At 55.8% G+C, this 776-nt stretch carries 1 pseudogene; it reads right to left on the reverse strand.

Annotation, left to right across the window (positions count from 1 at the left end):
- Positions 1-776 (reverse strand): annotated as a pseudogene (locus tag NP596_RS21700) (hypothetical protein); the annotation flags it as partial.

Genomic DNA, 776 nt, shown 5'->3' on the forward strand with positions numbered 1-776 from the left:
TCCGCCCAGTAACACATCATCGCCCGCGCCACCATCAATTCGGTCGTCGCCTCCGGCACCATAGACCCAATCATTACTGTCGCCGGCGGATATCGTGTCGTTTGTGCTATTTGCAACGATTGCGTCGGATTGAGTTGTACCGTTGAGACTAAGGCCAGCCATATCAAGAACATTACGCATCTCCGTCGTCATCGAATGCGTGTCAAGAAAGCTAAACACCTTCCACCAACCCTGCCAGCCATTCGCTATCAGAGTGGCGTTCGTCGCAACGGCCAATTCAACCAAATCGGCGAAACCGTTGATTTCATCGGCTGCTATGCGGGCATCCAGCTCCTGATTCAACTCGGTAAAATCTAATTGAATACCTTCTGCTGCCACTGAAAGCCCAACCAAATCCAATAAAGGCTTTAAGCGGGTCTGTATCGCCAGACTTTGGTAAACCGACTCCTTCAGGCTGTCGTAACTGCGTTGCAGCAAGTCCTGGCTGGTGGTCCACAAATTAACCGTGGCTGCGGCCGTGCCGTCGGGCACGGCGGTGAAAGTGCGGCCGTTGAAGCGTTCCAATATAGTCAACTTGTCGGCCAGGGCGTTATACGCCGCGCTGCCGGCGGCGAGGTTTTGCATGTTGACGGTCAGATTGTGGCTATCGTAGGCGCCGGTGAAGGTGGCGGCCATTGGGCTGGTGTCGCTCCAGGCTTTGAGGATGGCGTCCAGCAAGGCGAGTTGGCCGGTGCGGTCGGCGGCGGCGAAGTCGGTTAACAGTTGCGCCAATACCG

Source organism: Methylomonas rivi (genome assembly GCF_024505165.1).
GTDB classification, from domain to species: Bacteria; Pseudomonadota; Gammaproteobacteria; order Methylococcales; family Methylomonadaceae; genus Methylomonas; species Methylomonas rivi.